Origin of the sequence: Pseudoalteromonas carrageenovora IAM 12662 (genome assembly GCF_900239935.1) — a bacterium.
GTDB classification, from domain to species: Bacteria; Pseudomonadota; Gammaproteobacteria; order Enterobacterales; family Alteromonadaceae; genus Pseudoalteromonas; species Pseudoalteromonas carrageenovora.
The window spans coordinates 3,596,802-3,620,649 of record NZ_LT965928.1; the positions used below are offsets into that span (position 1 = coordinate 3,596,802).

At 39.3% G+C, this 23,848-nt stretch carries 24 protein-coding genes and 1 pseudogene; 3 read left to right on the forward strand and 22 right to left on the reverse strand.

Going from position 1 to position 23,848, the window contains the following annotated elements; translation table 11 throughout:
- Positions 1–71: 71 nt before the first annotated feature.
- Positions 72–1,295 (reverse strand): acyltransferase family protein, encoded by a 1,224-nt coding sequence (locus tag ALFOR1_RS16255; RefSeq protein ID WP_104643582.1) that lies wholly within the window; start codon positions 1,293–1,295, stop codon positions 72–74.
- Positions 1,296–1,436: 141 nt separating this feature from the next.
- Between ALFOR1_RS16255 and ALFOR1_RS16260 the strand changes: the two genes are divergently transcribed.
- A complete protein-coding gene (locus ALFOR1_RS16260) occupies positions 1,437–2,279 on the forward strand; it encodes a LytR/AlgR family response regulator transcription factor (protein ID WP_104643583.1) in 843 nt (280 codons plus the stop codon).
- Positions 2,280–2,307: 28 nt separating this feature from the next.
- Here the strand turns inward: ALFOR1_RS16260 and glmU are convergent, their stop codons facing one another.
- From glmU to trmE, 16 genes and pseudogenes are all read right to left on the reverse strand, one after another.
- Complete coding sequence (glmU, locus tag ALFOR1_RS16265; protein WP_058548206.1) at positions 2,308–3,666, reverse strand: bifunctional UDP-N-acetylglucosamine diphosphorylase/glucosamine-1-phosphate N-acetyltransferase GlmU; 1,359 nt, start codon at positions 3,664–3,666, stop codon at positions 2,308–2,310.
- Positions 3,667–3,914: 248 nt separating this feature from the next.
- Positions 3,915–4,337 (reverse strand): F0F1 ATP synthase subunit epsilon, encoded by a 423-nt coding sequence (locus ALFOR1_RS16270; RefSeq protein WP_058548205.1) that lies wholly within the window; start codon positions 4,335–4,337, stop codon positions 3,915–3,917.
- Positions 4,338–4,350: 13 nt separating this feature from the next.
- Positions 4,351–5,736: a F0F1 ATP synthase subunit beta gene (atpD, locus tag ALFOR1_RS16275; RefSeq protein ID WP_058548204.1), complete on the reverse strand. Its 1,386-nt coding sequence runs from the start codon at positions 5,734–5,736 to the stop codon at positions 4,351–4,353.
- Positions 5,737–5,769: 33 nt separating this feature from the next.
- Complete coding sequence (gene atpG, locus ALFOR1_RS16280; protein WP_058548203.1) at positions 5,770–6,630, reverse strand: F0F1 ATP synthase subunit gamma; 861 nt, start codon at positions 6,628–6,630, stop codon at positions 5,770–5,772.
- Positions 6,631–6,690: 60 nt separating this feature from the next.
- Positions 6,691–8,232: a F0F1 ATP synthase subunit alpha gene (gene atpA, locus ALFOR1_RS16285; RefSeq protein ID WP_058548202.1), complete on the reverse strand. Its 1,542-nt coding sequence runs from the start codon at positions 8,230–8,232 to the stop codon at positions 6,691–6,693.
- A 14-nt stretch (positions 8,233–8,246) separates the two neighbouring features.
- Positions 8,247–8,780: a F0F1 ATP synthase subunit delta gene (gene atpH / locus ALFOR1_RS16290; RefSeq protein ID WP_104643686.1), complete on the reverse strand. Its 534-nt coding sequence runs from the start codon at positions 8,778–8,780 to the stop codon at positions 8,247–8,249.
- Between the two features lie 16 nt (positions 8,781–8,796).
- The gene (atpF, locus tag ALFOR1_RS16295; RefSeq protein WP_058548200.1) at positions 8,797–9,267 is read right to left on the reverse strand and encodes a F0F1 ATP synthase subunit B; all 471 of its coding nucleotides are present in this window, start codon (positions 9,265–9,267) and stop codon (positions 8,797–8,799) included.
- 42 nt (positions 9,268–9,309) lie between these two features.
- A complete protein-coding gene (gene atpE, locus ALFOR1_RS16300) occupies positions 9,310–9,543 on the reverse strand; it encodes a F0F1 ATP synthase subunit C (RefSeq protein ID WP_004588071.1) in 234 nt (77 codons plus the stop codon).
- Positions 9,544–9,594: 51 nt separating this feature from the next.
- Positions 9,595–10,452, reverse strand: a complete 858-nt coding sequence (gene atpB, locus ALFOR1_RS16305) for a F0F1 ATP synthase subunit A (RefSeq protein ID WP_104643585.1) — start codon at positions 10,450–10,452, stop codon at positions 9,595–9,597.
- Between the two features lie 15 nt (positions 10,453–10,467).
- A complete protein-coding gene (locus ALFOR1_RS16310) occupies positions 10,468–10,848 on the reverse strand; it encodes an ATP synthase subunit I (RefSeq protein ID WP_058548198.1) in 381 nt (126 codons plus the stop codon).
- Positions 10,849–10,990: 142 nt separating this feature from the next.
- Positions 10,991–11,917: a ParB/RepB/Spo0J family partition protein gene (locus tag ALFOR1_RS16315; RefSeq protein WP_104643586.1), complete on the reverse strand. Its 927-nt coding sequence runs from the start codon at positions 11,915–11,917 to the stop codon at positions 10,991–10,993.
- A gap of 20 nt (positions 11,918–11,937) precedes the next feature.
- Positions 11,938–12,723, reverse strand: coding sequence for a ParA family protein (locus ALFOR1_RS16320; RefSeq protein ID WP_058548196.1), 786 nt, complete (start codon positions 12,721–12,723; stop codon positions 11,938–11,940).
- A gap of 14 nt (positions 12,724–12,737) precedes the next feature.
- On the reverse strand, positions 12,738–13,358 hold the full coding sequence (rsmG, locus tag ALFOR1_RS16325; protein WP_058548195.1) for a 16S rRNA (guanine(527)-N(7))-methyltransferase RsmG: 621 nt from the start codon (positions 13,356–13,358) through the stop codon (positions 12,738–12,740).
- Positions 13,359–13,373: 15 nt separating this feature from the next.
- A complete protein-coding gene (gene mnmG / locus ALFOR1_RS16330; RefSeq protein ID WP_058548194.1) occupies positions 13,374–15,263 on the reverse strand; it encodes a tRNA uridine-5-carboxymethylaminomethyl(34) synthesis enzyme MnmG in 1,890 nt (629 codons plus the stop codon).
- A 426-nt stretch (positions 15,264–15,689) separates the two neighbouring features.
- Positions 15,690–16,139: an FMN-binding protein MioC gene (gene mioC / locus ALFOR1_RS16335; RefSeq protein WP_104643587.1), complete on the reverse strand. Its 450-nt coding sequence runs from the start codon at positions 16,137–16,139 to the stop codon at positions 15,690–15,692.
- Between the two features lie 945 nt (positions 16,140–17,084).
- Positions 17,085–17,495 (reverse strand): annotated as a pseudogene (gene trmE, locus ALFOR1_RS16340) (tRNA uridine-5-carboxymethylaminomethyl(34) synthesis GTPase MnmE); the annotation flags it as partial.
- Between the two features lie 303 nt (positions 17,496–17,798).
- Between trmE and ALFOR1_RS16345 the strand changes: the two are divergent.
- Positions 17,799–18,722: a hypothetical protein gene (locus ALFOR1_RS16345; RefSeq protein ID WP_104643588.1), complete on the forward strand. Its 924-nt coding sequence runs from the start codon at positions 17,799–17,801 to the stop codon at positions 18,720–18,722.
- Positions 18,719–19,315: a DUF1240 domain-containing protein gene (locus ALFOR1_RS16350; RefSeq protein WP_104643589.1), complete on the forward strand. Its 597-nt coding sequence runs from the start codon at positions 18,719–18,721 to the stop codon at positions 19,313–19,315. The genes ALFOR1_RS16345 and ALFOR1_RS16350 overlap by 4 nt, the downstream gene beginning before the upstream one ends.
- Positions 19,316–19,346: 31 nt before the next feature.
- Here ALFOR1_RS16350 and mnmE read toward each other — a convergent pair whose 3' ends face one another.
- The 5 genes from mnmE to rpmH all read right to left on the reverse strand — a co-directional run bounded on the left by mnmE (position 19,347) and on the right by rpmH (position 23,489).
- Positions 19,347–20,711 (reverse strand): tRNA uridine-5-carboxymethylaminomethyl(34) synthesis GTPase MnmE, encoded by a 1,365-nt coding sequence (gene mnmE / locus ALFOR1_RS16355; RefSeq protein WP_104643687.1) that lies wholly within the window; start codon positions 20,709–20,711, stop codon positions 19,347–19,349.
- Positions 20,712–20,877: 166 nt separating this feature from the next.
- On the reverse strand, positions 20,878–22,512 hold the full coding sequence (yidC, locus tag ALFOR1_RS16360) for a membrane protein insertase YidC (RefSeq protein WP_058548192.1): 1,635 nt from the start codon (positions 22,510–22,512) through the stop codon (positions 20,878–20,880).
- Between the two features lie 8 nt (positions 22,513–22,520).
- On the reverse strand, positions 22,521–22,796 hold the full coding sequence (yidD, locus tag ALFOR1_RS16365) for a membrane protein insertion efficiency factor YidD (protein ID WP_058548191.1): 276 nt from the start codon (positions 22,794–22,796) through the stop codon (positions 22,521–22,523).
- A gap of 125 nt (positions 22,797–22,921) precedes the next feature.
- On the reverse strand, positions 22,922–23,347 hold the full coding sequence (gene rnpA, locus ALFOR1_RS16370; protein WP_058548190.1) for a ribonuclease P protein component: 426 nt from the start codon (positions 23,345–23,347) through the stop codon (positions 22,922–22,924).
- Positions 23,348–23,354: 7 nt separating this feature from the next.
- Positions 23,355–23,489, reverse strand: a complete 135-nt coding sequence (rpmH, locus tag ALFOR1_RS16375; RefSeq protein WP_004335215.1) for a 50S ribosomal protein L34 — start codon at positions 23,487–23,489, stop codon at positions 23,355–23,357.
- Between the last annotated feature and the right edge of the window lie 359 nt (positions 23,490–23,848).

Consider the following 23,848-nt stretch of genomic DNA (forward strand, 5'->3'; position numbering starts at 1 on the left):
TGTGGTATTGAACAAAATAACAACACACAGGTATGACAAAGCTATGGCACTTTTAATAAAGCTTTTTTAACTTAAAAAACGAGTTTAAATGCTAAGGGGCACACAAGAATAAGGCTTACTGTATAACCTAATAATTTATAAGGGTTGGAATAGCTATTTTGAGTTTTAACACCTATTAAAGGCCTTAAAATATCAATACGTGTCACTATTAATGTAATAACCGCGCAAATACACCATGTACCAATAACAACCAAGAGTGGTTCAATAAAAGAACCTACCTCTAAAGGCTGCAAAACAAAACATAGGATTATGAGTACACTTTGATGTAATAGATAAAAAGGGAACACCCAGCTATTTAATGTTTTTAAGTAGCGAGTTTTAAAGTTTAAAAAATGCTGTGCGAGTGCAAGCATGGTTAGCACTCCCAATACTCTTTGAATGTTGTAAACAGTAGTAAAAACATAGCTAGGTAAATCAAACACGTTTTGATAAGCCATTACTATGTATATAAACAACAGGGCAAAGCTTACACATAGCAGGCAAAAATAGTGTTTTAAGCTCGCCCAAAAATAAACGTACTTTGCTAACAGGTACCCTATCAATAAAAATATAAAGCCGTTAGTTTCACGAATTGCATCTCCTTTTAAATAGTTATTAGTAAGCAGCATTGCTATGACTAATAAGCTTGCTAGTAGGGGTAAGCTTATTTTAACCAACTTGAGCAAAGGCGTAAAAATAGGAAGCTTCACAAATAGTGAAAATAAAAAAATGATAAGCATAAACTGCCAAAGAGAACGTAAATACCATAAATGATTTACATCTACGTGCGGCCATACTCCAGATTGGTAACTAGCAAACATTTCATTATTAATATCTAAAAACGCAGAGTAAAACTGCCAATACGATATGTCTATAGCGCTTTGTTGCGACATTTCTGCATACAGCTGAAAGGGAACTATTAACCATAAGCCCACCAGCAAAGGTAGTAATATAAAAATAGAGCGATTTAAAATAAAAAAGAAGTTTGATTTTACGCCACTTACCTTATCAAGCATAAAGCGAAGTGCTACCCCAGATATAAACCATATAAGTAGCATTCTCCAAGGAGCAAACATCAACATAAAATACTCTACGTATTGAGATATATAAGTACTTTTAAAGTGAAAACCCCAATTTTCGCTGTACAACATACCTATGTGATAAAAAATAAGTACAGCAAACGCAATTACTCTTAGCCAATCAAGAAAGTAATGACGATTATTTAAATGAGTTGTGAGGTGTAATTGTTTATTCATGCTTAAGCCAATGTATGCGTATTGGTACTAGTAAGGCTTAAACAACTCGCAAAAACTATTCATAAGTGCTTATATTACAAGCAATAGTGATAAAAGGTGGTATTTAGGGATAAACCCACCACATAAATATAAGCACATATTATGAACCTACAACACTTTCAGCGTTTTCAAACCCTATATGCCTCTGCATTACTTTGCGCATATATTTTGATAAACAATACAATAAACGCTACAACCCAAATAATGGAGGCAAAAAGAGCAGGAGATTTACCATTTTTAATTTGGGAGCCATTTGTATGGGAGTATTCAAGCGCGCTAGGATCATTGCTAATGTTTCCGGCTTTAATTTGGTTTTTGAAAAACACACCTTTTAATTGGCAAAAAGTACCTGCTTCATTGGCTATGTATTTTGGCGCTTCGATTATATTTAGCATGTTACATATTGCTATTATGGTTGGTAGCCGCAAGCTTGTATATTTAGCTTATGGCCGCTCATATGATTTTGGACTGAGTTGGTTTGAATTAATATACGAATACCAAAAGGATGCTATTAGCTTTGTATTTTTTATTACGCTAATAAAAGTATATCAATATGTTGTTCAGCAGTTATTAGGGGAGGCATCTTCTATAGAAGAAAGTGAGCAACAAGCAACACCCACTCTAAACCGTTTGCTCATAAAAAAGCGTGGCAAAGAATTTATTGTAAAAATAGACGATGTTGACTGGCTTGAATCATCAGGTAACTATGTAAACTTGTATATTGGCACGTCTATTTACCCTTTAAGAACGACCCTTACAGCACTAAGTGAGCAACTAGAAGATAAAGGCTTTTGCAGAGTACACCGCAGCCATGGCGTAAACCTTGATAGAATAGAGTCTATTACACCGCTACCTAGTGGTGATAGTGAAATAAAACTAACTACAGGTGAAGTACTTAACCTATCTAGACGCTACAAAGAGCAATTTAAGCTAAAGCTGAAATAAAAAAGGCTACCTAAGTAGCCTTTCATTATTATTTTTTAACTGGTCGTTTCCAGCCGGTTAAATTACGCTGTTTAGAACGTGCTATTGCAAGCTGCTCATCTTCAACGGTATTGGTGATCACAGAGCCTGCTCCTATTGTAGCTGTTGCACCAATATTTACAGGAGCAACAAGTGATGAATTTGAACCAATAAAGGCGTTATCACCAATAATGGTTTTTGCTTTATTAACACCATCGTAGTTACAGGTAATAGTACCCGCGCCTATATTCACTTTTTCACCAATTTCAGCGTCGCCTAAGTAACTTAAGTGGTTTGCTTTAGAACCCTTACCTAGTCGGGTTTTTTTCATCTCTACAAAGTTACCAATGTGCGAGTCTTCTTCCATAACCGCACCAGGGCGAAGGCGAGCATATGGCCCAAGCGTACATTTAGCTGCTACGCTTGCATCTTCAATTAGAGTATTCGCTTTTATTACAACGTTATCGCCTATGGTACAGTTTTTAAGTACACAGTTAGGGCCTATTTGTACGTTATTGCCAAGAGTTACATTACCCTCAAAGATAACGTTGATATCAATTAATACGTCTTCGCCTGTTTTAACATTGCCACGTACATCTATACGGGCAGGGTCGGCGAGGGTAGCACCATTTAACATTAACTCTTCTGCCTGCCACGCTTGATAAGCTCGTTCAAGGCCTGCAAGTTGAACGCGGTTGTTTGCGCCTTCAACTTCCATTGCATGATCTGGCTGCGCTGATGTGATTTCTACACCTTCACTGTGCGCCATAGCAACAATATCTGTAAGGTAGTATTCACCCTGCGCATTATTGTTAGATAAGTTGCCTAACCATGTTTTTAAAAGTTTGCCGTTAACCGCCATAATGCCGGTGTTTACTTCGCTGATAAGTAGCTGCTCAGCGCTTGCATCTTTTTGCTCAATAATACCTACAAGTTTGCCATCTTCTCGTAGCATACGGCCATAGCCATTTGGGTTAGCCAAGGTTACTGTGAGTACTGCTAAACCATTTTCAGGGGTTGCAGCTAATAAGCGCTCAAGCGTTGATTGTTTTGTAAGGGGTACATCGCCGTATAAAACAAGTACAGCGTCGTCATCATTAATGTGTGGATTAGCTTGAGCTACTGCGTGGCCAGTACCAAGTTGCTCTGCTTGCAGTACCCAGTTTACGTCGTTATCGGCAAGTTGTTGTTGTAATAGTTCGCCGCCGTGCCCGTAAACTAAATTAGTGGTGGTTGCACCAAGTGCCTTTGCATTATCTATAACGTGCTGCACCATAGGTTTACCTGCCACTTTATGCAGAACTTTAGGTAGAGCAGAGCGCATACGAGTACCTTTACCCGCAGCAAGAATTACTGTTGTTAGAGCCATTAAAACAATTTCCTTTTTCCGTTGTTTTATTGAGTAGTTAATGAAAATAAGCTAACTAGATTACGCATGTCACTCCATGTATACATACTCAGCCATATTATAAAAAATAATGACTGAATCTATGATAAACAAACTGTTCATAATAATTACACTTATTGTAACCAGCTTTGCTAGCCGATATAAGTGTAAAGCCAAATTACAGCCACAAAAAAGCCCACATAAAGTGGGCTTTTTAAAACCGGATAGGCTTACTTTTTACGTAATTGCTGAATTACGCGAAGTTGTGCAATAGCTTCCGCTAGTTGCATAGCTGCTTTTTGATAATCAAATTCAGCAGCTGACGCATTAGCCATTTGGCTTTCTGCGTCACGTTTAGCTTGCTCTGCAGCTTGCTCGTCAAGGTCTTCACCACGAACAGCTGTATCAGCAAGTACGGTTACTATGTTCGGTTGAACTTCTAGTGTACCGCCAGCAATATAGATGAGTTCTTCTTCACCAAATTGCTTAACTAAACGTACCATACCAGGTTTAAGGGCAGTTAGTAGTGGGGCGTGGCCGGCATTAACACCAAGCTCACCTTCACTACCAGATACTTGAATCGATTCAACTAGACCAGAGAACAAGCTCTGCTCTGCGCTTACTACGTCAAGATGTACAGTCATAGCTGCCATACTACCCTCCTAATTACATGCTTTTAGCTTTTTCTTGAGCTTCTTCGATAGAGCCAACCATGTAGAACGCTTGCTCTGGAAGGTCATCAAATTCACCGCTTAAGATGCCTTTAAAGCCAGCAATTGTATCTTTTAGTGATACGTATTTACCAGACGCGCCTGTAAACACCTCTGCCACGAAGAATGGCTGAGATAGGAAACGTTGGATTTTACGTGCACGAGATACAAGTTGCTTATCTTCGTCAGAAAGCTCGTCCATACCTAGGATCGCAATGATGTCTTTAAGTTCTTTGTAACGCTGAAGAACTGTTTGAACGCCACGTGCTGTATCGTAGTGCTCTTGACCAATTACTAATGGGTCAAGTTGACGTGAAGATGAATCAAGTGGATCTACCGCTGGGTAAATACCAAGTGATGCGATATCACGTGAAAGTACTACTGTTGCATCTAAGTGAGCAAAGGTAGTTGCTGGAGATGGATCCGTTAAATCATCCGCAGGTACGTATACCGCTTGGATTGATGTGATTGAACCCGTCTTAGTTGAAGCGATACGCTCTTGAAGCACACCCATTTCTTCAGCTAGTGTAGGCTGGTAACCTACCGCTGATGGCATACGACCAAGTAGTGCAGATACTTCTGTACCAGCAAGTGTGTAACGGTAGATGTTATCTACGAAGAAAAGTACATCGCGACCTTCGTCACGGAACTTTTCAGCCATAGTAAGACCTGTTAACGCTACGCGTAAACGGTTACCTGGAGGCTCGTTCATCTGACCGTATACAAGCGATACTTTATCAAGTACGTTTGAATCGTTCATCTCATGGTAGAAATCGTTACCCTCACGAGTACGCTCACCAACACCTGCGAATACTGAGTAGCCGCTGTGCTCGATTGCGATGTTACGGATAAGTTCCATCATGTTTACGGTTTTACCAACACCGGCACCACCGAATAAACCAACTTTACCACCTTTAGCAAATGGACATACAAGGTCGATTACCTTGATACCAGTTTCTAAAAGCTCAACTGAACTTGATTGCTCTTCGTATGAAGGCGCTGCACGGTGAATAGACATACGGTCTTCTTCGCCGATTGGGCCAGCTTCATCGATTGGCTCACCAAGTACGTTCATGATACGACCAAGTGTTGCTTTACCAACTGGAACTTGAATCGCTTCACCTGTGTTTGATACTGAAGCACCACGACGTAAACCGTCTGTAGTACCTAGTGCGATAGTACGTACCACACCGCCACCTAGCTGCTGTTGAACTTCTAAAGTCAAACCAGCTAAATCGCCATCTGTTACTTTTAGCGCGTCATATACGGCTGGCACGTTGTCTTGAGAAAACTCAATATCCACAACGGCACCGATAATTTGGACGACCTTACCTAAACTCATGTCTATTCCTCTCGTTAATCTTTGCCTGAAGCATTAAACTGCGGCTGAACCAGAAACAATCTCACTAATTTCTTGTGTGATTGCCGCTTGGCGGGCCTTGTTATAAACAAGCTGTAACTCATCCATAAGGTCGCCGGCATTATCTGTTGCAGCTTTCATTGCAACCATACGGGCAGCCTGTTCAGAGGCAGCGTTCTCAACCACACCTTGGTATACCTGAGACTCTACGAAACGTACTAACAAAGACTCTAAAATAGCCTCTGGGTTTGGTTCGTATAAGTAGTCCCATGTGTGGGCAGATACTTCTTTTTCAGCTTTTGGCAAAGGGAGTAACTGATCTATTGTTGGCTCTTGCTTCATGGTATTAACGAAGTTGTTATATACCAGGAATAAACGGTCAATTTTACCTTCAGAGAATGCATCAAGCATTATTTTTACAGGACCAATAACGTCTTGTACTGAAGGTTTATCTCCTAGGCCTGCTTTTTTAGCAAGCACTTGACCACCAAAGCGTTGAAAGAAACCAGCAGCTTTGCTGCCTAAAGTTGCAAACTCTGCGTCTACACCTTTTTCTTTCCATGCTTTAATATCTAATGCAACTTTTTTAAACTCGTTTGAGTTTAAGCCGCCACATAGACCACGGTCAGTAGAGATAACAATATAACCAACTCGCTTTACTTCACGTTCTTCTAAGAACGGGTGAGTAAAATCAAGATTTGCTTGAGCAACACGACCAATCACTTTGCGTAATTTGTCAGCGTATGGACGGCTAGAAGCCACTCGTTCTTGCGCCTTTTTCATTTTAGACGCAGCAACCATTTCCATTGCGCTAGTGATCTTTTGAGTATTTTTAATACTCCCGATCTTGCTTTTAATCTCTTTTCCGCTGGCCATGACTCTCTCTCCGAATCAAGGTGTGCTTTAGTAAACTAAAGCGCACCATTAATAACTAAATTACCAAGTTTGCGTAGACTTGAACTTCTCTAGAAGTTCTTTAAGTTTCGCTTCGATCTCGGCGTTGTAGTTACCAGTTTCATTGATTTGAGCCACAAGCTCTGCGTATGTGCTACTTGCATAAGAAAGTAAAGCTGCTTCGAAATCCATAATTTTAGGAATTTCGATATCTTTAAGATAGCCTTTCTCAGCTGCAAATAACGACAAAGACATATCAGCAACAGACATTGGTGCGTACTGTTTCTGCTTCATTAGCTCTGTTACACGCTCACCATGCTCAAGTTGAGCACGTGTAGCATCATCAAGGTCAGACGCGAACTGCGAGAACGCAGCTAATTCACGGTACTGAGCTAGGGCTAGACGGATACCGCCACCTAGTTTCTTAACGATTTTAGTTTGTGCAGCACCACCAACACGCGATACCGAGATACCAGCATTTACTGCCGGACGGATACCTGAGTTGAATAAGTCAGTTTCTAAGAAGATCTGACCATCGGTGATAGAGATAACGTTTGTCGGTACGAACGCAGAAACGTCGCCGCCTTGAGTTTCAATGATTGGCAATGCCGTCAATGAACCAGTTTGTCCTTTCACTTCACCATTGGTGAACTTTTCAACGTAATCTGCGTTTACACGCGATGCACGCTCTAAAAGACGAGAGTGAAGGTAGAATACGTCACCTGGGTATGCTTCACGACCTGGTGGACGCTTAAGTAGTAATGAGATTTGACGGTAAGCAACTGCTTGCTTAGATAAATCATCATATACGATTAATGCGTTTTCACCACGGTCACGGAAGTATTCACCCATAGTACAGCCCGAGAACGGTGCTAAGTACTGAAGTGCCGCAGACTCAGAAGCAGATGCTACAACTACGATAGTATTTGCAAGTGCACCGTGCTCTTCTAATTTACGTACTACGTTCGCAATAGTAGATGCTTTTTGGCCAACCGCTACGTACACACACTTAACGCCTGTGTTCTTTTGGTTGATGATTGCATCGATTGCTAGTGCAGTTTTACCTGTTTGGCGGTCACCGATTACAAGCTCACGCTGACCACGACCAACTGGGATCATAGCATCAATAGATTTGTAACCAGTTTGTACTGGTTCATCTACAGATTGACGCTCGATTACACCTGGTGCAATTTTTTCTACAGGTTCAAAACCGTCGTTATCTAAAGCGCCTTTACCGTCAATAGGAGCACCTAGCGTGTTTACAACACGGCCAAGTAAACCAGCACCAACAGGAACTTCTAAGATACGACCAGTTGTGTATACTTTTACGCCTTCAGTAAGGTCAGCGTAAGGACCCATTACTACTGCACCAATTGAGTCGCGCTCAAGGTTTAGTGCGATAGCATAACGGTTGCCTGGAAGCTCAATCATTTCACCTTGCATACAGTCAGCAAGACCGTGGATGCGGATGATACCGTCAGTAACAGATACAATTGTACCTTCGTTACGAGCTTCACTTACAACTTCGAACTGCTCAATACGTTGTTTGATCAGATCTGAAATTTCAGTGGAATTAAGTTGCATGCTCTTTTTCCCAATTACGATTGTAGTGTTGTGGCTAAGCGGTTTAATTTACCGCGTACTGAGCCGTCGATTACAGTGTCACCCGCCTTAATAATAAGGCCGCCAACAACTGCAGCGTCTTCACTACAATTCAGCTTAACTTTGCGTGCGAAACGTTTTTCAAGAGTCGCTACCAATGACTCTTGCTGCGAAGCAGCAAGAGGGGTTGCCGAAATCACATCTACGTCGATTTCTTTGTCATACTCTGCTTTAAAAGCAGCGAATAACTGAGCAACCTCAGGCAGTGCAATCAAACGTCCATTTTCAGCCATCACCTTCACTAGGTTCTGACCTTGTTCGTTGAGCTGCTCTGCACATATGTTAATAAATAACTCAGCTTGTGCAGTAGCAGTAGGCAATCCAGCTAAAATGGCTGATGCTTGCTCATTGCTGGCAACTTCGCCTGCAAAGAACAACATGTCATTCCAGCTTTCAATTGTGCCTTTTTCAACGGCAAGCTCAAAAGCCGCTTTAGCGTATGGGCGAGCGATAGTAGTCAATTCAGACATGCTCATACCCTCCTAATTACAGCTCAGCGACAAGTTTTTCAACGATGTCACTATGTGCGGCTTGATTGATTTCACGCTCTAAAATTCTCTCTGCGCCAACCACAGCCAGTGTTGCTACTTGCTTACGTAGCTCTTCTGTCACGCGGTTACGCTCTGATTCAATTTCAGAGTGCCCTTGAGCAATAATTTTTTCACGTTCTTCTTGTCCACGAACAGTTTCTTCGTCAACAATTAGCACGGCACGCTTTTTAGCTTGTTCAATGATATCTGCCGCTTGAGCTTTTGCATCTTTAAGCTGTTCTGCAGCTTTTTGTTGCGCAAGTTCTAAGTCTTTTTCGGCTCTATCAGAGGCAGCTAAACCATCTTCAATTTTCTTCTGGCGAGCTTCAATTGCATCATTCAATGGTGGCCATACATATTTCATACAAAATAGTACAAACACCGTAAACGCAATTAATTCACCGATAAGAGTGGCTGTTATATTCACGACCGCTCCTCCTTAAAATAGTAAGCTGTTCAAAAAATTAAATTAAAGTACGAACAGGATTACCATTGCGATACCAACACCGATCATTGCTACCGCATCGATTAGACCAGCTAGGATGAACATCTTAACTTGTAATGAAGGTGCAAGCTCAGGCTGACGCGCACATGCTTCTAGGAATTTACCACCCATGTTACCGAAGCCGATTGCAGTACCGATTGCACCGAAGCCGATTAGTAAAGCAACTGCGATGTACTTAAGACCTAATACTAGTTCCATTTTTTTCTCCAAAGTTTCAATTGTTAAAGTTAAATATAAAAAGTGTATAAATTAGTGATTATCTGAACTTGCCATGCTTAGGTAAACAATGGTTAGCATCATAAATACGAATGCTTGTAACACGATTACTAAGATATGGAATACAGCCCAAACAAAGTGCAACGGAAGTTGCATTAAACCAACTGCGCCGATAAGTATGAAAATCAATTCACCAGCGTATAAGTTACCGAATAAACGCAGTGCTAACGAGAAAGGCTTAGACACTAAAGCGATTGTTTCTAGTAATAAATTACAAGGAATTAAGAAAATCATAGCTACTTTGCTATTAGAGCTAAATGGGTGAAGTGTAAGCTCTTTAATAAAGCCGCCAACCCCTTTAATTTTAATAGAGTAGCCAATCATCAGAATAAACACACCAATAGCTAAAGCTGCGGTTAAGTTTATGTCTGTGGTTGGTACAATTTTCATGTATACGTCGTGCGAATCCATGCCGAAGGCTTGTTCACCAACAAGACCAGCAAGTGCAGGCAAGAAGTCAACAGGGATTAAATCCATTAGGTTCATTAAGAACACCCAAACAAAGATTGTTAAGGCTAATGGAGCAATTAATTTGCTTTTACCGTGGCAAGTGTCACGTACGTTGTCGCCAACGAACTCAACAATCATTTCAATAAAACATTGAAATTTACCAGGCACACCTATGTGTGCTTTTTTTGCGGCACTACGGAAAGTCCATAAAAATAATAGACCTAGTCCGATTGACCATGCGAGGGTATCTATATTCCATGTCCAGAAACCACTGTCTGCACACGCTTTGTTGAAGGCAAGACCAGAGTCGGTCATACACATCTTAGCGTTTGTTAAGTGATGCTGGATATGGCTTGATATAGTAACTTCTTCTGCAGCCATGTTATATCCCAAAAGTTAATGTTTAAAAAAAACGGGTGCGAACAATCCTGTAAACAACACAAATACATAAACACAAAAAAACGGCATTAATATTACCGTGGTTGACTTGAGTATCAGTGCGAACAATACGATTGTTAGCATAAATTTTAATCCGTTACCGCGTTTTAACGAGGTATACGCTTGATTTGCTTGGCTTGCACCCATAAATCTGAATGCATAAAGCGCAAATACTAGGTGAGGGAGTATTGCAACGGCGCTTCCAGCTAATGCTGATAAGCTGGCACTTACTCCCCAACCAATAAAAATAATAACTGCAGCTACTAAAGCCACGATACCCTGTAGACAAATTAATTTAAATGCGGCAAGCCTGTAAGGTCTTGCTAACTTATTAGTCACGTTTAGTTAACCTTTATGGCGTTCTAATTGTTAGGGTGTGAAAACTGGCGAAATTATACTTAATCCTGCCAGTTTTGCAACTTGAGTAGACGCTTTGTAACACAAAATAGCTACAAATGTCTCTTATTGGACATGTAGAAAACTAATGCTGGGTATTGTCTTGGTTGATGCGGTTTAAAATACCGTCGAGCTCATCTAAATTAGTGTAAGAAATGACCAACTTGCCTTTGCCTTTTTTGTTGTAATTTATTTCAACTTTGGCACCTAGGTTTTCAGCAAGCTGTTGTTCTAACTGCTTCACGTCAGGGTCTTTCTCTACTACTTCTTTTGCTGGCGCAGGCTCTAAAATAGAACGTACCAGTTTTTCAGTTTCACGAACCGTGAGTGCTTTTGCAACAGCTAAACGCGCGGCATCTGATTGTGATTCACCTTCTAGGGCTAATAAACAACGTGCGTGGCCCATTTCAATGTCGCCATGTTCTAACAGAATTTTTACATCGCTATTTAAATTATTTAAACGTAGTAAATTAGTTACGGTTGTACGCGATTTACCAACAGCATCAGCTACCTGCTGATGTGTTAGTTCAAATTCATTAAGTAGGCGGTTTAGTGCAACAGCTTCTTCCATTGCGTTTAAATCTTCGCGCTGAATGTTTTCAATAAGCGCAATAGCAACAGCCGCTTCATCTGGCACATCTTTGATAATACAAGGTACACTTTCAAGCTTTGCAATTTGCGCTGCTCGCCAACGACGTTCACCGGCAATTATTTCATAACTATTTTGTGCAACTGGCCGCACAACAATTGGCTGAATAATGCCTTGTGAGCGAATAGAGCTGGCTAATTCTTCAAGTGCCTCTTCAGACATGTCTTTACGAGGTTGATATTTACCCGAGTGTAAAAACTCGATAGGCAATTTTTGTAGTTCGCTGTTATTAACTTCTACTGCTTTTTGTACAGTTTCAGTAACAGTTGGTGTGTCTTGATCCTTGCTTACGCTGGGTGCAGGTTTTGACGAACTTAAAAGTGCATCGAGTCCTCGGCCTAAACCTCGTTTTTTAGCAGACATGTTATTTTTTTACCTCAAAGTTAGGCGACAACGGACGCTGTTTTTTCTTTTCTGCGTAACATTTCACCCGCAAGTGCTAAATATGCTTTAGCGCCACTTGATGCTCGGTCATAGTACATAGCTGGTGCACCAAAACTTGGCGCTTCTGCTAATCGTACGTTACGTGGAATTACAGTGCGGTATACTTTATCACCAAAATGTTGTTTTAATTGTTCTGATACGTCATTAGCTAAACGATTACGCGGATCGTACATAGTCCGAAGTATGCCTTCTATTTTTAAGTTAGGGTTAACCAACTTGGCAAGTTGCGTAATGGTATCCATTAATGCAGTTAAACCTTCTAAAGCATAATACTCACACTGCATTGGAACTAAAATAGAGTCAGCAGCGGCCATAGCGTTAACGGTTAACATATTTAAAGAGGGCGGGCAGTCGATAAAAATAAATTCGTACTGGTCCTGAATTTTTTCAAGTGCATTACGAAGGCGAACTTCGCGTGCAAATAATTCCATTAATTTAACTTCTGCAGCGGTTACATCACCGTTTGCAGCAATCATATGGTATTCGCCAGAGGTTTCTTTAATTATTACCTCTTCAATGGGCTTATCTTCTATGAGTAAATCGTAGATAGTAGGTACGTCGCCGTACTTATCTACGCCACTTCCCATTGTCGCATTGCCTTGCGGGTCGAGATCAATTAACAGCACTTTACGTTTCGTTGCAGCCATAGATGCAGCGAGATTAACGGCGGTTGTAGTTTTACCCACTCCACCTTTTTGATTTGCTAATGCGATGACTTTTGCCACAGTGTCTCTGATCCCTAGTCTTTAGAAAGAATAATTAAATGTCGTTGTGCATCTAACTTTGGTACTTCCAATGCAATTTTTTGCTCAAACTTAACACCTTTAGGTAACGACTCTAGCTCTTCACTAGGGAACACACCTTTAAGTGCTATAAATTTACCTGAATGATCAATTAAGTGCGAACACCAGTCAACCATATCTTGTAATGAAGCAAATGCACGACTGAGTACGCCATCTAATTTAACACTTGGCTGATATTCTTCAACTCTTGACTGAACAGGGGTTACGTTATCAAGGCCAAGCTCATGTTTAACATGCATTAAAAATCGAACGCGTTTACCTAGGCTATCTAGTAATACAAATTGTGTATCAGGTAATGCAATAGCTAAAACAATACCTGGTAAACCAGGGCCCGTACCAACATCAATATAATGATGACCGGGTAAATGAGGAGCAACAACTAAGCTATCCATAATATGCTTAACCATCATTTCTTCAGGTAAGCGTACAGAGGTTAAATTATAAGCTTTGTTCCATTTGTTTAATAACTCGACATATTGAACTAGCTGCTGCTGTTGTTTTTCTGTTAGCGCAATATCAGTTTGCGCTAACAATGTAGTTAATTGTTGCTGTAACACAGTGTACCTTTACCGTTACGCAGTTTTGCGTAACAAGCCTTGCTTCTTCAGATACACTAATAATAGCGAAATCGCCGCTGGGGTGATACCAGAAATACGCGAAGCTTGACCAATAGTATCAGGACGAGCATCAGTTAGCTTAGCAACTACTTCGTTTGATAAGCCAGATACTGTTTTATAGTCGAACTCTTTTGGTAAGATTGTTTGTTCATGACGGAGCTGCTTATTGATCTCATCTTGCTGACGCGCAATGTATCCAGCATACTTAGTATGAATTTCAACCTGTTCAAGTGCGGCTTTATTTGTGTGCTCAGATCCTAATCCATCAATAGCAACAAGATCGTTATAACGAATCTCAGGACGACGAAGAAGATCCTCTAAACTCGCTTCACGTGTTAATGGTGTTTTCAGTAAAGCATTTACTTGATCAACAACAGGGTGATCTTTATGGATCCACGTATCTTTCATACGTTGTTTCTCTTTTTCGATCACTTCCATTTTTTCGTTAAATGCCTGCCAACGTTCATCATTAACTAGCCCTAGCTCACGGCCTTTTTCTGTTAAGCGAATATCAGCATTGTCTTCACGCAATAATAAACGGTATTCAGCACGGCTAGTAAACATACGGTACGGTTCTTTTGTACCAAGCGTTGCTAAGTCGTCAATTAATACGCCAACATAAGCTTCATCTCGACGTGGTGTCCATGCATCTTTGCCTTGAACTTGCAACGCGGCATTCATACCGGCAATTAAACCTTGCGCACCAGCTTCTTCGTAACCAGTAGTACCATTTATTTGACCCGCAAAAAATAACCCGTCAATAAATTTAGTTTCTAATGACTGTTTTAAATCGCGAGGGTCGAAAAAGTCATACTCAATAGCATAACCAGGACGACAAATATGCGCATTTTCAAATCCGCCAATTGATCGCACTATTTCTAGTTGCACATCAAACGGTAAGCTTGTCGAAATACCATTAGGGTATAACTCGTTAGAAGTTAAACCTTCAGGCTCTACAAATATCTGGTGTTTATCTTTATCGGCAAAACGAACTATTTTATCTTCAATTGAAGGACAGTAGCGAGGGCCAATACCTTCAATAACACCTGAGTACATAGGTGAGCGATGTAAGTTTTTACGAATAACATCATGTGTTTTTTCGTTAGTGTAAGTGATGTAACACGGTATCTGTTGTGGGTGATCACTTTGTTTGCCCATAAATGAAAATACAGGTGTAGGCATGTCGCCAGGCTGTTCTTCCATTTTACTAAAATCAACTGTACGGGCATCAATACGTGGAGGTGTACCAGTTTTTAATCGATCGACTCTAAATGGTAGTTCACGTAATCTATTAGCTAATGCAATTGAAGGTGGATCGCCTGCGCGTCCGCCTTTAAAGTTTTCTAAGCCAATATGTATTTGACCACCTAAAAATGTACCTACTGTTAAAACAACACTCGGTGCACTAAAACGTAAACCCATTTGGGTTACAACGCCAACAACACGATTATCTTCAACGATTAGATCATCACATGATTGCTGAAATATTTTTAAGTTTTCTTGGTTTTGTAAAGTGTCTTGGATAGCCGCTTTGTATAATGCGCGATCAGCTTGTGCACGAGTTGCACGAACAGCTGGTCCTTTAGAAGAATTAAGCGTACGAAACTGGATCCCACCTTTGTCAATAGCTTGCGCCATTGCACCGCCAAGGGCGTCAATTTCTTTAACCAAATGACCTTTGCCAATGCCACCAATTGCAGGGTTACAAGACATTTGACCAAGGGTATCCATATTGTGAGTTAGCAGCAGGGTATTCATCCCCATGCGTGCAGCTGCCAATGCGGCTTCAGTGCCAGCATGTCCACCGCCTACTACGATAACGTCAAACTTTTCGTGAAAAATCATTAATGGGATCCTACTTAAACCAAACCAGTAAACTTCAAAAGGGAGCGTATTCTACCTAGAATTTAGCAGAAGATAAATGATTAAACAGTGCTCAAGATCTAAGTCACTGATCACTTATAATATAAAGGATCTTTTAAAGAGATCTTTTAATACTATTACTACTACTGATCGGGTTTTCTGTTGATAAGGTATATTTCTATATTTAAAACATGGAATTAGATCGGATCTAAAGGTGTTAATATGATCGGATCATCAGGCAAATAAGCTCTGATCAAAATAGGACTTTATACACAGGGGTATATCAAGTCGATCTTATCCAATGGATAAGCATGCTTGAAATCGCAGTTTGATCAGCGGTTATCCACAAAAGTAACTAAATTATTAGTAAATTGTGGGTAACTTTTTTATTGCTTTATTTAGATCGTGTTACTTTAATTGTGCTTTTTCTACCCAAGAATCAAGCCATTCTAGGGCTGTATCTTCAGGTAATGCTTCATCAAGAATATTTAATTCAAGCCTTGGGGCTATGCAAGTAGCGCCTAAGCTCGCCATTAAGCTATCTATATTACGTCCGGCTAAGTTATAAGTGTCATAACTTGTGTCACCCAAACCAATGACTGAATATTTTACAGTTGATAGATCACTTTGTTGATTTAACTGTTCTATAAAGGGTAAGAGGTTTTCAGGGTAATCACCTGCACCATATGTAGATGTACATATAAGCCATACTGTATTGTGTTGATCAATATCAGATAAATTTGGATGATCGTGTATTTCAGTGCTAATCCCTTGGTTATTTAATTCATCACAAAGTTGCTCTGCAACATATTCTGCAGATCCCATTTGGCTACCAACGATTATATTTACTGAACTCATATTTTTACTGATCACACATTACTAATTTGCCCGCTATGATAGCTTAGTTAGTGTTTCAGTAAAGGGCTTGAGAGTATTTTGTATAACTATTTTCGCTAAGTTTTTAAACTGTTACTTTAGCTGTGTTTTAAGTTATTGAATTTAAATGGTTTAACATATTTACTTCAAATGTAATCTTATGATCAAGTTGTTGATAAGGTTGGGGGAACCTCTGTTTAAGTTAACTTGTTCACTGTTTACTTAATTGCTAAGTTATTGATATTTAAATTAACTAGATCCACCAGCCAGCATTTTGTAACTCATGTATAGCTGTTGATCACAATGTGGATAGTAATCTTGTTGATAACTTAAAAACGCGATCAAAAATAATTTTCAAAAACGATCTATTTAATGAGATCTGCTTTAAAAAGCTAAAATTAATTTTATAAACAGCTCCTTTTTTAAAGATCGTCGTCGCTTTGATTCTTTAGTGAGCTAATTTTTAGTATTGTTTGCCATAAATCTGCTTATTGTGGATAACCTTTTTGAATAATTTTTTATTTTGAACAATTTATGAAGATTTATTGCTGGTGGATGGGGGATTAAAACTTAAGTTTATTTCAAAATCGCAGTGGTGATTTTATATTTAAGTAATCGGATCGTATTAAAATATGAAAGGAGAATTGCTTTTTAGTGCATTTTAATAGCCATTTAAACTCGATTTTTGATTACTATTTTAGCATTTTAGCGATTTTAGTTATGGCTAATTAGAGCGACAGTGCTTAGTATCAATTCAGTTGAACCTACTTATTAAATACTCTTTTTAGCTCTTAAATTCATCATTTTGATAGCTTTTATAGTAGTAATTAGATGAGCTTATTTTGGTTCTTTTAAACCCAATTGTCTTAATATATTTAGGCATAAAAAAGGGCACTTAAGTGCCCTAAATTAGATTGTATTTGTGACTTATTTACCAATACAAAACGAGCTAAATATTTTGCCAAGTAAGTCGTCTGAGGTAAATTCGCCGGTTATTTCATTTAAGTATTGCTGCGTTAAACGAAGCTCTTCAGCCAAAATTTCGCCGGCTACGTGCATTTCTAACTGATAGGCCGCGTGCTCAAGCGCATCTAAGTGACGACGACGTGCCATAAACCCGCCCTCTGTAGCTCCTTGAAAGCCTATACAGGCCTTTAAATGCTCTCGTACAAGCTCAATACCATCTGCATTTTTGGCGCTTAAACTAATTACTGGGTACTGCTGTTCTTGCTCCATACCTACAACATCGCCCGACAGATCTGCTTTATTTCTTATAACCGTTACACCCATACCTTGCGGTAATTTAGCCATAAATTCAGGCCAAATAGTGTGTGGGTCAGCGAGCATTATTAAACACAAGAGATTGTCCAAGCGCATCGTGTTCTGGTTTTATGGCCTAGGAATGCGCTAATTACTAGGCAATCTGAGACTGTCTATAAAAAACTACGTTGAAGCATAATTTGATAATGGGGTATTACAAAATTGAGTTCTAGGGTAATTAGGTACGGCTATTATATAAGTTATGCCTGTTCTTGTTATATTACTTTAACTTATTTGTGTTTTATTATACGGTTTATAGATTACAAACTATCTTAACTTTTCCTATAAACGGATTTAAAAAATATATATGGAGATGAAATTATGTCAGCTTATGCGAATAAAGCTCTAAATCAAAAAGCACGCTTAGAAAGAACGACACGTGAGATAAAAAGTGCAGGACATTATACTTATATACAGATGAATAGTGATGAGTTTTTGGATCTTTACGTGCATTCTAAGCTTAAACAAGGGAAAACGAGACAAGAAATTGCCGATAATATGCGCCATTTATTTGAAGCGAACAATAGTTTGCCTATAAACTGGACAGCAATATATGATTGGATAAAAAAAATAACTTTTCAAACTCCACTCATAGGCGACATTAAAAACTTAGCTATTTTAGCTAGAGATTTAGGTGTTAAAAGTGGAATTTTATCAAAGTACAAAGTTAAAGTTTATTCCGGCACCCCGACTATAATAATGGAAGTTACGCCATCACTTAAAAGTCATTTAACAGGCACTTTATACTTAGCCAAAAATCCAAAGATATTTACGATCGGTTTGGGTTACCAAGCGGCTAAAAGTGCTCTGAAAGGGGGGGGTGTGTTTACTCTATTGGCTTCTCCGGTATTTCGTTCTATAGACCAAATGTTAGAAGACCGTTTAACATGGCATCACTTTGTAGGTGGAGTTGCTGTCGACTTGACTATAGCTTTAGCTTCTGTTGCCGCTTCTGTTTTGACATTGGCGGCTGGCGCAGTTTTAGTTGGTACTACTATAGCTGCCGTTCCTTTGCTGATTGTAGTATTTGTCGGGGGAGCCATAGGTATCACTGCTACATTTTTTTTAGAAGATGAGCTTAATTATTCAGTTGAGGAAATTGCACAGTATTTAATTAAGCATGAAAGCGAGTTATTGAAAAAAATTAGCAGAAGAACATTTATTTCTCCTGAAAAGCAACCTATTGAAAAATTTAATAAAATAAAGCGGTTATTTGGAATTCCTAATATAGGAGACATGCTTTGAGAGCGTATGAAACTGTTTTTAAACCAGAAGATAGTTTAATAAAAAAAGTAACTTTTATTACTCTTTTTATAAGTCTCACATTTCTATTTCTTTTTCTCGCATACTTATTTTTTATTGAAGCTTTAAAGATGAAGCAAACTATAAATGATATAAGTGAGGGTAAAGTTTATTTTCTGAAACAAAAAGGAAAAGTTTTTGGTTTTATTTGCTTTACTCCACTTTTACTTATACTTGCATATATGTTTGCGCATGGTGTGTGTAATAAACGGCCAACGAAAATAATAATAGGCTTAGTAGTGAAAGTGGCTGTATTTTGTTTTTTTATAGCTATACCTACGAGTATATTTTCCAGTATATATATGGCAGATTATTTACATGAAAAAGGGTTTGTTGAATGTACTTCTTACTCACCGGGGATATCGTCAGACTTTTATGTTTATGATGAGCAGTTTTGTGATGAAGAAGGTGTTGTAATAAGCTACAAGATAAAGAAGTGGTTATTGAAAAAAAATGGGCAAGGTGAGCCAAGCTTAGATGAATTTAAAGAAATAATGACTCTCTATTTATCTGAATATTATGAGCTATTTAATTAAAGGGGTAAACTATACATACCCCTTTAAGAGCTTACTTACCAATACAAAACGAGCTAAATATTTTGCCAAGTAAGTCGTCTGAGGTAAATTCGCCGGTTATTTCATTTAAGTATTGCTGCGTTAAACGAAGCTCTTCAGCCAATATTTCACCAGCTATGTGCATTTCTAACTGAGTTTTACCTGTGTCTAAATGGTAGGCCGCGTGCTCAAGCGCATCTAAATGACGACGACGTGCCATAAACCCGCCCTCGGTAGCTCCCTGAAAGCCTATACAGGCTTTTAAATGCTCTCGTACAAGCTCAATGCCGTCTGCATTTTTTGCGCTTAAGCTAATTACAGGGTACTGCTGTTCTTGCTCCATACCTACAACATCGCCCGATAGATCTGCTTTATTTCTTATAACCGTTACACCCATACCTTGCGGTAATTTAGCCATAAATTCAGGCCAAATAGTGTGTGGGTCGGTGTCGGTTGTGTCGGTACCATCAAGCATAAATAACACGCGGTCAGCTTGGTTTATTTCATCCCATGCGCGCTCTATGCCTATTTGCTCTACGCGGTCTGGGCTCTCACGTAAGCCTGCGGTATCAATAATATGTAGTGGCATGCCATCAATATGAATATGCTCTCGTAGTACGTCGCGAGTAGTACCTGCTATTTCGGTCACTATGGCGGCTTCGCGTCCTGCTAAGGCATTTAATAAACTTGATTTACCCGCGTTAGGGCGCCCAGCAATAACTACGCGCATACCTTCTCGCATAATGCTGCCTTGCTTAGCTTGGCTAGTTACTGTGTTTAATTGACTGATTATGGCATCTAGATCGCCTGACACTTTGCCATCGGATAAAAAGTCGATTTCTTCATCAGGGAAGTCAATTGCAGCCTCTACATACATTCGTAAGTGAATTACTTTTTCTACTAGGGTTTCTATATGTTTAGAAAATTCACCTTGTAGCGATTGTAAGGCACTTTTAGCGGCCTGTTCTGAGGTTGCATTAATTAAATCGCTTATAGCTTCTGCTTGGGTTAAATCAAGCTTATCGTTCATAAATGCGCGTTCAGAAAACTCACCTGGCTTAGCTAAGCGAACGCCTTCAATTTGGCTAATTTCTTTTAATAGCATGTCTAGTACAACAGGGCCGCCATGACCTTGTAGCTCTAATACATCTTCGCCGGTAAATGAGTTTGGGCCTGCAAAATAAATAGCAATACCTTGATCTAGCTGCTCGCCACTTAAGCTTTTAAACGGAACATAATCGGCGTATCGAACTTTAGGTATTTTACCAATTACTTTTTCAGCCACGCTTTTGGCAAGACTGCCAGAAACCCTGATTATACCTACGCCACCACGCCCTGGAGCGGTTGCTTGTGCTGCAATTGTATCTTGATTGATCATGCTATTAATTTGCCAACAATGAGTAACTTTATGGCCGTATTGTAACCTATGCATTTATTTGTAGCGAATAGCTGTGGTAAAAAATAGGCAATAAAAAAGGCGACCTAAGTCGCCTTTATATAAGTAATATACTCAAACCATCTTGATGTAGCTTGGGTATAGGCAATTAGCCTCTTACTTTTATTCCTTTCTTTTCCATGCCACGATAGATGATAAGCATCTGGACAATAGAAATAAGGTTAGACACTAACCAGTAAAGTACTAAACCAGATGGGAACCATAAGAAGAATACAGAGAAGATAACCGGCATAAAGGTCATCATTTTTTGCTGCATTGGATCGGTAACCGTCATTGGTTGTAGTTTTTGCGTCACAAACATACTTGCACCAAATAATATTGGTAATACGTAGTATGGGTCTTGTGCTGAAAGGTCAGTCAACCAAAGTACAAACTCTGCATGGCGAAGTTCTGTAGACTCTAAGAATACGTAAAATAACGCTAAGAAAATTGGCATTTGTAACAAAATAGGGAAACAGCCGCCCATAGGGTTAACTTTTTCTTTTTTGTACATTTCCATTGTAGCTTGGCCGAATTTTTGACGGTCATCACCATATTTTTCTTTAAGAGCAGCCATTTTAGGCTGTAAGGCACGCATTTTAGCCATTGAGGTGTATTGCGCTTTAGTCAGTGGGTACATTAGCGATTTAACGATAATAGTGATGGCAATAATTGCTACACCCCAGTTACCTAAAATACTGTGTAACCATTTAAGTAGTACAAATAAAGGCTGTGAAATAAACCATAACCAACCGTAATCTACAGTTAAGTCTAAGTCTGGGTGAATCGCTTCAAGAATATCAGACTCTTTAGGACCCATGTAGTAAATAGCACTTAGTGTTTGTTCGCTGCCTGCTTGTATATTTACAGGTTCTGCTTTAGAACCAATAATAGCCGCGTTACTTTTTGTAATTAAGCTATAAATAGTATGTGTTTCGTCTTGCTTAGGTACCCATGCACTTACAAAGTAATGCTGAATAAAGGCAACGTAACCACCTTGGGTATTTTTATTTAGGTTTTTGTCTGCCATATCTGAAAAACTATATTTTTCGTATGGTTCTTCATCCGTGCCGAATGCAGACCCTAAATAGTTTTGATCAACTAAGCTGCCTTTTTCTTGTACAGTTCGCTTAATTTGCGTGTATAGCTGTACTTGAACAGGGGCGCTAGTGGCATTGTTAATTTTGTATTCTAGTCCTACATCGTATTGACCTTTTTTGAATACATACGTTTTAGTAAAGCTTACGCCATTACTATCAACATAGGTAAGAGGTACGCGTAGTTCATCACCACTTAGCGTGTAGGCTTTTTGCGGTGCTTGATAAGTAGGGCGACCATTTGCTGATGCATCTGGGCCGTTTAAGCCAATTAAGCCACTTTGTGAAAAGTACTGATTGCCATCAAACTCACCTAAAAGCATAAATGGTGTTTCTTCACCTTTTACCTCTTCGTATTGGAGTAAGTCTGCTTCAACAATGTCACCGCCTTTGGTGTCAATTTTAACTTTAAATACATCAGTTGTTATTTCAATAACTGAACGTTTAGCTAAAGTGGCTGAAGCAGGTAAACCTGAATCTGATGATGACGGTATGAAGTCATCCGATTCTGGTGAATTTGCTTGTTGTGTTTGTGTTGTGGCACTTGGATCGGCTTTAGGTGCGTTGTAATCGTTATTCCATTCTTGAAATAATAAAAACGACACTAACATTAGGCCGATTAATAAAAACGTGCGTTGCGATTCCATAACAGCTCTTATTTCTCGTGTTGGTGGTTAATATGGGTTAATTTTTCAGGTACGGGGTCATCTCCGCCTGAATGTAAAGGATGGCATTTTAATATGCGTTTAAGTGCTAACCAACTCCCTTTTACAAATCCATGCAAATTAATTGCTTGAATCGCATAATGAGAGCAGCTTGGATTAAAACGACAATGCGGGCCTAGTAGTGGGCTTATCCACATTTGATAACCGCGGATAAATAACACTAAACAACGCTTTGGAATAGCAACAAGTGGTTTTAGTAACCTCATGGTGTTTATGCCCCTGCGTATATTTAGTGAATAGATACCATGTATTTAAAGGCTCAATTAGAGATTTTAAACGCATGATTAAAAGGTGAGCTAAAGATACATTAATTAACCCTGCAATTCTATTGCTATCGGGGTTGTTTATTAGATTTAGCTGATTTGTTTGGGCGTTTTTTAAATGGTGGTGGTTTAGGTGCACCAGGTTTGCAGCGTTCATTTATTTTACGCCACAGTTTAGTTAACTGTTTGGTTAACTCTTCATTAGACTGCTCATCAACACCAGATTTAACCATTAGCACAATATCGATATTATCTAAATTGTGTTTATTTAAACGAAAACTTTCGCGAGCGAGTCGTTTAATACGGTTACGTTGGCATGCCTTTTTTACACGTTTTTTAGCAACAGTAAGTCCTAACCTAGGTTTATCTTGGTCATTGGGTTTTGCTAAAAGAGTAAAGTAAGGAGTTGCAGCCCGAGCGGGTTCATTAAATATGCGAGAGTAATGCGAGGGAGTTAACAGACGTAACTCCCTGCCAAAGCTAAAGTCTTCCACTTATAAATTAAGCAGAAAGAACTTTGCGGCCTTTAGCGCGGCGACGTGCTAATACTTTACGGCCATTTACAGTTGCCATGCGAGCACGGAAGCCGTGTGCACGTTTGCGTTTTAAAACGCTAGGTTGAAAAGTTCTTTTCATAACAATCTCATCCGATCGGTTAAAGTTAAAACATCCTATACAGGTCGCGATCCTGGCATAGGTGCCATTGCGAGCGCGAGATATTATAGATTAAGTAATGTAAAGTCAATCATAATTACGTTAGCCCTATAGGGTTTATTTACTGTTTTATAGGGATCGTATAAGGGTGATCAAGTAGGATCATCATAAATAAAGAGTTTTCCACAGCCCTTGTATAAAAAGTGAATAAAAGCGGGGGAAAAGTAAATTGGATCGTAAATTTGGTTCGCGATCTTCGTGTTATTTTGTTATGATCTCTCTTCAGTCTTAAAAATAAAAGCTGTTTTAAATCAGTCTGTTAATGATTTTATACATCGATA

What these genes read in the sequence shown, in the direction of transcription:
- ALFOR1_RS16255 (WP_104643582.1), bottom strand. Translation starts at nt 1,295, where the DNA reads ATGAATAAACAATTACACCTCACAACTCATTTAAATAATCGTCATTAC.
- ALFOR1_RS16260 (WP_104643583.1), top strand. Translation starts at nt 1,437, where the DNA reads ATGAACCTACAACACTTTCAGCGTTTTCAAACCCTATATGCCTCTGCA.
- glmU (WP_058548206.1), bottom strand. Translation starts at nt 3,666, where the DNA reads ATGGCTCTAACAACAGTAATTCTTGCTGCGGGTAAAGGTACTCGTATG.
- ALFOR1_RS16270 (WP_058548205.1), bottom strand. Translation starts at nt 4,337, where the DNA reads ATGGCAGCTATGACTGTACATCTTGACGTAGTAAGCGCAGAGCAGAGC.
- atpD (WP_058548204.1), bottom strand. Translation starts at nt 5,736, where the DNA reads ATGAGTTTAGGTAAGGTCGTCCAAATTATCGGTGCCGTTGTGGATATT.
- atpG (WP_058548203.1), bottom strand. Translation starts at nt 6,630, where the DNA reads ATGGCCAGCGGAAAAGAGATTAAAAGCAAGATCGGGAGTATTAAAAAT.
- atpA (WP_058548202.1), bottom strand. Translation starts at nt 8,232, where the DNA reads ATGCAACTTAATTCCACTGAAATTTCAGATCTGATCAAACAACGTATT.
- atpH (WP_104643686.1), bottom strand. Translation starts at nt 8,780, where the DNA reads ATGTCTGAATTGACTACTATCGCTCGCCCATACGCTAAAGCGGCTTTT.
- atpE (WP_004588071.1), bottom strand. Translation starts at nt 9,543, where the DNA reads ATGGAACTAGTATTAGGTCTTAAGTACATCGCAGTTGCTTTACTAATC.
- atpB (WP_104643585.1), bottom strand. Translation starts at nt 10,452, where the DNA reads ATGGCTGCAGAAGAAGTTACTATATCAAGCCATATCCAGCATCACTTA.
- ALFOR1_RS16315 (WP_104643586.1), bottom strand. Translation starts at nt 11,917, where the DNA reads ATGTCTGCTAAAAAACGAGGTTTAGGCCGAGGACTCGATGCACTTTTA.
- mnmG (WP_058548194.1), bottom strand. Translation starts at nt 15,263, where the DNA reads ATGATTTTTCACGAAAAGTTTGACGTTATCGTAGTAGGCGGTGGACAT.
- mioC (WP_104643587.1), bottom strand. Translation starts at nt 16,139, where the DNA reads ATGAGTTCAGTAAATATAATCGTTGGTAGCCAAATGGGATCTGCAGAA.
- ALFOR1_RS16345 (WP_104643588.1), top strand. Translation starts at nt 17,799, where the DNA reads ATGTCAGCTTATGCGAATAAAGCTCTAAATCAAAAAGCACGCTTAGAA.
- mnmE (WP_104643687.1), bottom strand. Translation starts at nt 20,711, where the DNA reads ATGATCAATCAAGATACAATTGCAGCACAAGCAACCGCTCCAGGGCGT.
- yidC (WP_058548192.1), bottom strand. Translation starts at nt 22,512, where the DNA reads ATGGAATCGCAACGCACGTTTTTATTAATCGGCCTAATGTTAGTGTCG.
- yidD (WP_058548191.1), bottom strand. Translation starts at nt 22,796, where the DNA reads ATGAGGTTACTAAAACCACTTGTTGCTATTCCAAAGCGTTGTTTAGTG.
- rpmH (WP_004335215.1), bottom strand. Translation starts at nt 23,489, where the DNA reads ATGAAAAGAACTTTTCAACCTAGCGTTTTAAAACGCAAACGTGCACAC.